General features: G+C 53.4%; 5 protein-coding genes. All 5 read right to left on the bottom strand.

Features of this window, described 5'->3' with window-relative positions; translation table 11 throughout:
* Nucleotides 1–1,660: methyl-accepting chemotaxis protein (locus ED901_RS07200; protein WP_122095452.1), on the bottom strand; the 1,660-nt coding region annotated here is incomplete at its 3' end.
* A gap of 239 nt (nt 1,661–1,899) precedes the next feature.
* Nucleotides 1,900–2,514 (bottom strand): transcriptional regulator RcsA, encoded by a 615-nt coding sequence (rcsA, locus tag ED901_RS07195; protein WP_122095451.1) that lies wholly within the window; start codon nt 2,512–2,514, stop codon nt 1,900–1,902.
* A 388-nt stretch (nt 2,515–2,902) separates the two neighbouring features.
* Entirely contained in the window at nt 2,903–4,093 is a 1,191-nt protein-coding gene (locus ED901_RS07190) for a glycoside hydrolase family 88 protein (protein WP_122095450.1), read from the bottom strand.
* A gap of 31 nt (nt 4,094–4,124) precedes the next feature.
* Nucleotides 4,125–5,411, bottom strand: coding sequence for an oligosaccharide MFS transporter (locus ED901_RS07185; RefSeq protein WP_122095449.1), 1,287 nt, complete (start codon nt 5,409–5,411; stop codon nt 4,125–4,127).
* Nucleotides 5,412–5,453: 42 nt separating this feature from the next.
* Nucleotides 5,454–7,292 carry a DUF2264 domain-containing protein gene (locus ED901_RS07180; protein ID WP_122095448.1) on the bottom strand — a complete coding sequence of 613 codons (1,839 nt, stop codon included), beginning with the start codon at nt 7,290–7,292 and terminating at the stop codon, nt 5,454–5,456.
* Nucleotides 7,293–7,518 lie beyond the last annotated feature (226 nt).

Below are 7,518 nucleotides of genomic sequence, written 5' to 3'. Positions count from 1 at the left end.
TGCTTGAACGCGGTGATGAACCCGGCAGGGCGCGTGCGGCGGGCTGAGTACGCCCGGCGGGGCGATGTGTACCGTCAATTTTGAAGACGGCAACCGCCTGGGTGAGGCGCGCGGCCTGTTCTTCCAGAGAGGCGGCAGCGGCTGAGGCTTCCTGCACCAGCGAGGCGTTCTGCTGAGTCACGCCGTCCATCTCAGAGACAGCCTGGCTGACCTGGCTGATGCCGCGGCTCTGTTCATCGGAGGCGGAGGCGATTTCCCCCATTATGTCAGTCACATGGCTGACGGCGGTGACAATTTCAGACATCGTCGTCCCCGCATCGCCCACCAGAATGCTGCCTTCACCCACGTAATCCACCGATTCTTCAATCAGTGATTCGATCTCTTTTGCCGCCTGTGCGCTGCGCTGCGCAAGATTACGCACTTCGCTGGCGACCACTGCAAATCCACGGCCTTGTTCACCCGCGCGGGCGGCTTCTACGGCGGCATTCAGCGCCAGAATATTGGTCTGGAAAGCGATGCTGTTGATCACATTGGTGATTTCAGCAATTTTGGTCGAACTGCGCGAAATATTTTCCATTGTGCTGACGACGTTGGCGACGATTTCTCCGCCTTTCTGCGCTTTATTCGAGGCAGCCGCTGCCAGTTTGCTGGCGTGATGGGCGTTTTCAGAGTTCTGTTTCACCGTCGCGGTGAGCTGTTCCATACTGGCGGCGGTTTGTTCCAGCGCGGCAGCCTGTTGCTCGGTGCGTGAGGAGAGGTCGGTATTGCCGGAAGCAATTTCCGTTGAACCCTGATAAATGGACACGGCGCCTTCGCGCACGGTCAGCACGGTGCTGGCCAGTGAATGCTGCATGTGGTCGACATTGCTGCTCAGCACGCCGATTTCGTTGCGGCCATTATTTTGTGCCGGCTGAGTCAGATCGCCTTCGGCGATTTTCTGAATGCGCACCACCAGACGGTTCAGCGGATTGATGATCACTTTACGCATCACCAGATAAGTGATGAACGTCAGTACCAGCGCCAGCAGGAATGCGCCGCCCATCAGGCCATAACCGAGCGTGGCATTTCGCTGCGCTTTATCGTTGATTTTATTGGCAGTTTCGGTGCGATAGGCGATTGCGGCCAGCAGCGGTGTGTTGTTAGCCTGATCCAGTTCACGCACTGTTTCGGCTTCCTGAGAAATCACTTCCTCAAAATGCGCCTGCTTCGCAGAATCCATCATCGGCAGCATGCCCTGCGTCATGTAGGCGTTGTAGGATTTTTTCAGCGGTTCATCGAGCGCCAGATCGGTGGCATTTTTACCGGGCCGGTTGATGTAGGTATCAAAAGCCGTCTGCGACTGTTTCAGGCGGGTGGCGGCATCGCTGAGATTCTTATTAAAGACGTCCTGATCGCCAACGCGGGCTGCCGCTGCGGCCTGAATCAATAACAGGCGGGCAGTGCGCAGGTGGTTGGAGCTGTTCGACAGCGCCAGACGTATTTGCAATTCCTGCGTGGCATTCGACAGTGCCGCATTACTTTGTTTCAGGAAAAAGCTGGATGTGCCAATCGAAATGGCAAACAGGAACAGGATCCCCACCAGAATCTGGCTGATCAAGGTGATGAGTCGAATATTGCTGATAAAAGAGGTTCGGGTATTGATGTTTAAAGGAGTATCCATTTTATTCCGCTCTGTTAATCCTGTTCACCGGCAATTGAAGGTCGGTGAGTGACAGCGATGTAGGGTCTGCCTGCGGGCAAGTCCTGCCGTGGCGAAAACACGCCATATAAGGACATCGGCAATCCAGAGAGGAGATTGAGTTTATATTTGCGACGCGGATCTCATTTCAGAAGTTTGTGTAGCCTTCTACAGGCTATGCAATGGCATAGCCTGTAGAAATAGCCCGTCAGTAAAGAGAATTAGCTGACATAAATACCGTCAGTAAGCTGATCACATAAACGCACAACATGATAAATAATGTGTTTGTTCGGTGATTTTATTTTCCGCTTAATATTTCCTTTATATGACGACACTGTTTTGGTCTTAATTTTCAGCTTATCCGACATTTCATTTGTGCCGTCGCCTGACATCCACATTCTCAGCATGGCCGATTCAGACCGGCTGAGCATCACGGGGCGGATGTCCAGCAGGCCGCAGCTGGCCGGGTTTTTCGCCTGCGGCAGTCGCGGGTGATTCAGCAGTTGTTTCAGGGTTTCAGCCTTAATGGATTTCGAGGTGATAATCACGTTCTTGCGAACGAAAACGTACTCTTCAAAATGAATACGTGTGCTGGACATAAAAATAAAAAATAACGTGTCGGCATATTCAGTAATCAGCGCTCGCAGGCGGGATTTACTGTCCGCATTGGGTTGCATGCAATCTTCATTAATAAACACCACGGACGGCTTCAGTTTGCGGCAACTCTGGTGTAACTGATCAAAGTGGCTGACATAACTGATGTCCTGTTCCTCGGCGAGAAATTGCTGCAATCCAATGCGGGTAAAACGGCAGGGATCCAAGATTATCGTTTGCATAGTGAGTCCTCACAGGACGTCCTTGTTCGGCATAATGATTGGATTAAAACAGATGAATCTTAAAAGCACGAAGAACGTGCTGACCCTATTTCTCGCATGAAAAAACCGCATATTCAAAGTTTTTTTTAGCGTTTAAAGAGAGTTACGAGATTATATTAATTTGGTTTATGTCAGCGTTTACTTTGTGACTGAACAAAAGGATCGTGAAATTAGGACTATTCTGAGCGGATGTAAGGACATAGCAGTAAAACTTATTGATGATGGCGTAATTATAACGACAGGGAATACTTAGCATACACATCAAGAGCCGCAAAATGCTTCAAAACAATTCACGCATTGTAAACGGCAAGTTAACGGGACGCGATACAGAGTACCGCGTCCATAAAAGTTACCAGTAGGATTGCCAGCACTGAGTCAGGCGTACCAGGGCCTCAACGTAAAAATAGTCGCCCCAGCTGCAACATTCATCCACCCCTTTGCCACTCGCCATGTGGTAAACCGAATGCTTAAGCAAGCCGTCACAGTCTTCCTCTTCACGGACAAGATAATGGTCGGTCAGAGAATCCATTATGCGCAGCGCCATTTCCTCATAACAGGCGCGCTTGTCATCGGTGGCGGGCAGGGTGTTGACCAGGCTCAGCAGACCGCATACGGCAATCGCTGCCGCTGAACTGTCGCGGGGTTCCGTGGTCCCCAGCAGCGCCAGATCCCAGTGGCAGACATCATCCTGTGGCAGACGGTTGAGAAAATAGTGTGCCAGACGCCGGGACAGCTCGACCTGATCCTCGTCTCCGGTGTAGTGGTAACTCAGCAGGAAGCCGTAAATCCCCCATGCCTGGCCGCGCGACCAGCATGAATCGTCGGCATAGCCCTGATGGGTGTTCCCAAAGCGCGGCTCACCGGTCTGCGTGTCCATATAAAATGTGTGATAGGTCGAGGCATCAGGGCGAACAATGTACTTCGCGGCCTGCTCTGCATGGGCGCGCGCTGCCTCTGCAAAGCGCGGCTCGCCGGTTTGCTCACTGGCCCAGTAAAGCAGCGGCAGATTCATATTGCAGTCGATGATCATGCGTCCGGCCTGTTCCGGATCCTGCAAATCGCCCCAGGCCTGAATGATTTTCGCTTTCGAATTAAAACGCTCCATCAGGGCCTCGGCGGCCAGCAGCGCGATGCCGCGGGCCTGACGGTTGCCGGTCAGTTTCCAGGCACTGACGCAGGACAGGCTGTAAAGAAAACCAAGATCGTGCGTGGCGGTATCAATGCGGTTAACGATGCGATTGCCAAATGAGGTGACCTGTTTCTCTGCCGCATGACGGTAGCGATCGTCACCGGTCATTTCCCACGCCAGCCACAGCTGGCCGGTCCAGAAACTGGTGGTCCATTCCACATTTTCCGTCAGCGGGTAATGCCCGTTCTGACAGGTTTCTGCCGGAAATTTATCGCCGAACTTTTCCACGTTGCGGGCAATTTTGCTCAGAACCGTCTGGCGCGCCCGCTGCATTTTTTCTGCAAACGCAATCCTGTCTAACTGATTGAGTTCAACCGGCAATAAATTCTCTTTCGCGATATTCATCGTCATATCTTCTCCCTTTTTCAATTAATTCATTCACTCAGCGTTTCGCCGGGGTCAGTTCTGCCGGGGTTTCCAGCGGTTTATCGGTGGCGGGGGCGCCTGACCGGATGCTCTGACAGGCGGATAACGTAAAGGCTGAAACCAGCGTAAAGAACAGCGCAATACTGCCCATGATCAGATAGGTGTGTTCGAAGCCGATGCGTTCATACAGATAGCCAGCCGGCGGTGCGATAACGATCGAACCGACGTAAATCATGGCCTGATAACCCAGCAGATACATGGTGGCGTTAACGCGTTTGCTGAAATGCTCGGCGATATATTTGAAGACTGAAATCAGCAGCAGTGAGATTTCCAGCCCGTAGAACGGCTTGATGATGGAGATCAGCAGCGGATCGTGAGTCAGCCCGGAGGCTATCAGGCGGATCCCCACCACCACGCCGACCATCAGCAGGCTTTTCTTGGCACCGAAATAATTCACCAGGAACGGGATCACCATCATCATCAGGAATTCGAACCCGGACTGTACGGTGCTTAGGTAGCCATACCAGGCGTTGCCTTGCTCTTTGGTGGTAAAAAAGGTGACGAAATAGCGCGAGAACTGCTGCTCGGCGACAAACATCATCCAGGCGACACCGGCGACATAAAGCGAAAACATCCAGAATTTGCGGTTTTTCAGCAACAGGATCACATCGCTGAACACGATTTTTTGCTGCGCGATCACGTCGTTGTTTTTCAGCTCTTCATTGCCAATTTTCAGTGAAAGCAGCACGCACAACATCACCAGCGACGTGGCACTGCTCAGGCCGAAATTCCAGGCAGGAGACAGATTAAACAGCAGGCCGGAGAACGAGGCAGCCAGCGCCCAGCCGAGCGAGCCCCACATACGGACCTGCCCGAACTCCATGTGATACAGACGGCTGAAGCGATCGGCATAAGATTCTGACGCGGCGACACCGGCATACCAGCCGAGGCTGAGATACAGCGCGCCGACAATAATGCCGATCATCATGTGGCTTTCCAGCAGCGGCTGGTACACGAAGATGAAGAAGGGAGCCATCAGCGCCGACACCAGCACGACAAAATAGAGCAGGGATTTACTCATGCCGATCTTGTCCATGATGTAGCCATAAACCGGCTTCATCACCACCGCAAAAACGCCGTTAATGGCGAAAACGGTACCGATACTCATGCTGTCCAGCCCGGCCTTTTGCCCCAGCCACAGGGCGTAAAGCCCGAAGCTGGAAGACCAGGTGAAGAAATACAGGAATATAAAGCTACTCATTTTATAGTAAGCCGATTTACTGGCTGTTTTTATGGCTTTCATGGTGACTCCTCAAGCGTGAACTGCCGGGATTTACTGTGAAATTCAGGCCAGAGAAATCTGCCCGCTGCGTCCCTGATACTGCCAGTGCAACTGGTTGCCCTCGCGGATGATTTCCGGTGCGGCAAGGTCGCCGGTGTCGCTGCCGGTCCCGGCGCAGACCGCGCTGATGAGCCAGTGCGAACCGGCGGGGTAACTGGCTTTAAGCACGGGGATCACCGCCGTTTCGGCGAACATAATGCTGCTGTTCGGCGGAGTCACGACCATCGTGGCCTCGCGCTCGCTCCCGCCGTTCAGGCTGACTATCCGGCTGATGCCGTTGCATGCCGTCACCGCAATTGCGTGCTGATTGGGGGTGATTTGTGACCGGGTCGCCGGATCCTGAATCACTGCAAATCCGCCCTCGGCGGTGTCCAGCGGACGCTGGTTTTTCAGATGATGAATGCGCAAATGCCAGTCACCACACGGGATAAGCCAGGTGCGCACTTCCACGTCGAGCCAGGGCAGCCAGCGCGAATAAATCACATCCTCGCTGATGCGGGTTTCAGCGCAGTCCCGGCGTCCGCGAAAATATCCGTCGCCTTCGGCCAGCATCAGCATGGAGTCGCAACCGGCGTGATTCAGCCCGTAACGTCCGCGATCCAGCGTGAAGCCGAACTGGCTGGAATAGGCGAATTTGGTGTATTTGGCTTCGGTATTGACGAAGTTATTCAGCTCCAGCTGGCCGGACGTGAGCATCACAACGTGCTGACCTTGCGCGTCGCGCATCAGGATCTGACTGGCGTGAGGAATACAGTGCGTGCGCGGCAGTTCCGGCAGTGGCGCTTCATCCGCCAGCCAGAACGCATCATCCTGCGGCAACGCCAGGATCAGAAAGATTTTGCACGCCCAGTAAGGCGAACCCGGCGCGTTGTAGTCTTCGGCCATCACCAGATTGGGTGTGTGATAGCCGATGCTGAGCAGGCCGTCGCGGTCGAAAATGGGCTGTTTCAGCCAGTGACGCAGATGGCGCAGGATCACGCCTTTGACGATACCCGGCGTAAACACATCCAGCTTGCTGTACGCCGCAGCGCTCCAGAAAGCGGCTTCGGCAAAGCGATAGGTCAGGCTGCGGCCAAACGGCACAGCGGCACCGTCGGCGGAGAAAAGAGTGATGAAATCCTGCGCAAATATCCCGGCGCGCTGGCGCAGTAAGGCCGCGCGCGAAGGATCCACATCCGCCATGTTTTGAGCGTACAGCAGGCCGTAATAGTGGAACGCCATTGAGATGTAGTAATCGCGCGGACGTCCGGGGCCGTCGGAGTACCAGCCATCGCCGAGATAATAGGCTTCCATCAGGTCAAAACGGGCAGCCACCGCGTCCTGGCTCCACGGCAAACCGGCCTGCTTAAAGCCCATCTGCACCATGATCGGAAAGAAATTCCAGTTGTTGTTGGGAATGAGTGCGTCACGTCCCTGATTCAGCCAGTCGGCCAGATGTTGCTGTTCCTGCGCGGTAAAATGCTGCAAAAGACGTTTATCCAGCAGCGCCAGCCCGACGCCAAACGCAGCCATTTCCACACAGCGCTGATCGAAATCGCGCAGGGTGCCCCAATACTGCGGATGTTGCGGGTCGGTGCCGAAACGGATCGCATCCAGATAGAAGGGCAGATCGGCGCATTCGCCACCCCCGGCCATCAGCGGAAAAATCCCCCACAACATGCGGGACAGCGCTTCCATTTTGGCAATCTCTTTTCCGTAATGGGTGGTGGACTCTCCGAGGTCGATACCACTTTTGCCTTTTTCGGTATAAGGCGAGACGGCCGAGAGCAGGTCATTCAACAGATGTTGTACGTCTTCGCGATTACGCAGCGGATTTTGAGTATTCACTTTATTTTGCGTCATAAAAGCTCTCCCGGTGGTGTTAAAGGACCGGTAAATAAGGTTTTTATTATTTGAAATACTATTTCAATTCCTTGTGTCGCGATTGAAATATAGAGAAATGGAAAACGCTGATTGTTACGGGGTTCACAGATTCAGCTGAATTTTGAAATTGTGATAAAGAATTTCGCCTGAAAGCGGCTTAAATTATAAAAAATGGACTGAAAATTGTGATCTGCTGTTATCCGTA

It is taken from the genome of Rahnella sp. Larv3_ips (genome assembly GCF_003697865.1).
In the GTDB taxonomy this organism is placed as follows: Bacteria; Pseudomonadota; Gammaproteobacteria; order Enterobacterales; family Enterobacteriaceae; genus Rahnella; species Rahnella rivi.
This window is presented reverse-complemented; position numbering and strand designations above follow the sequence as displayed.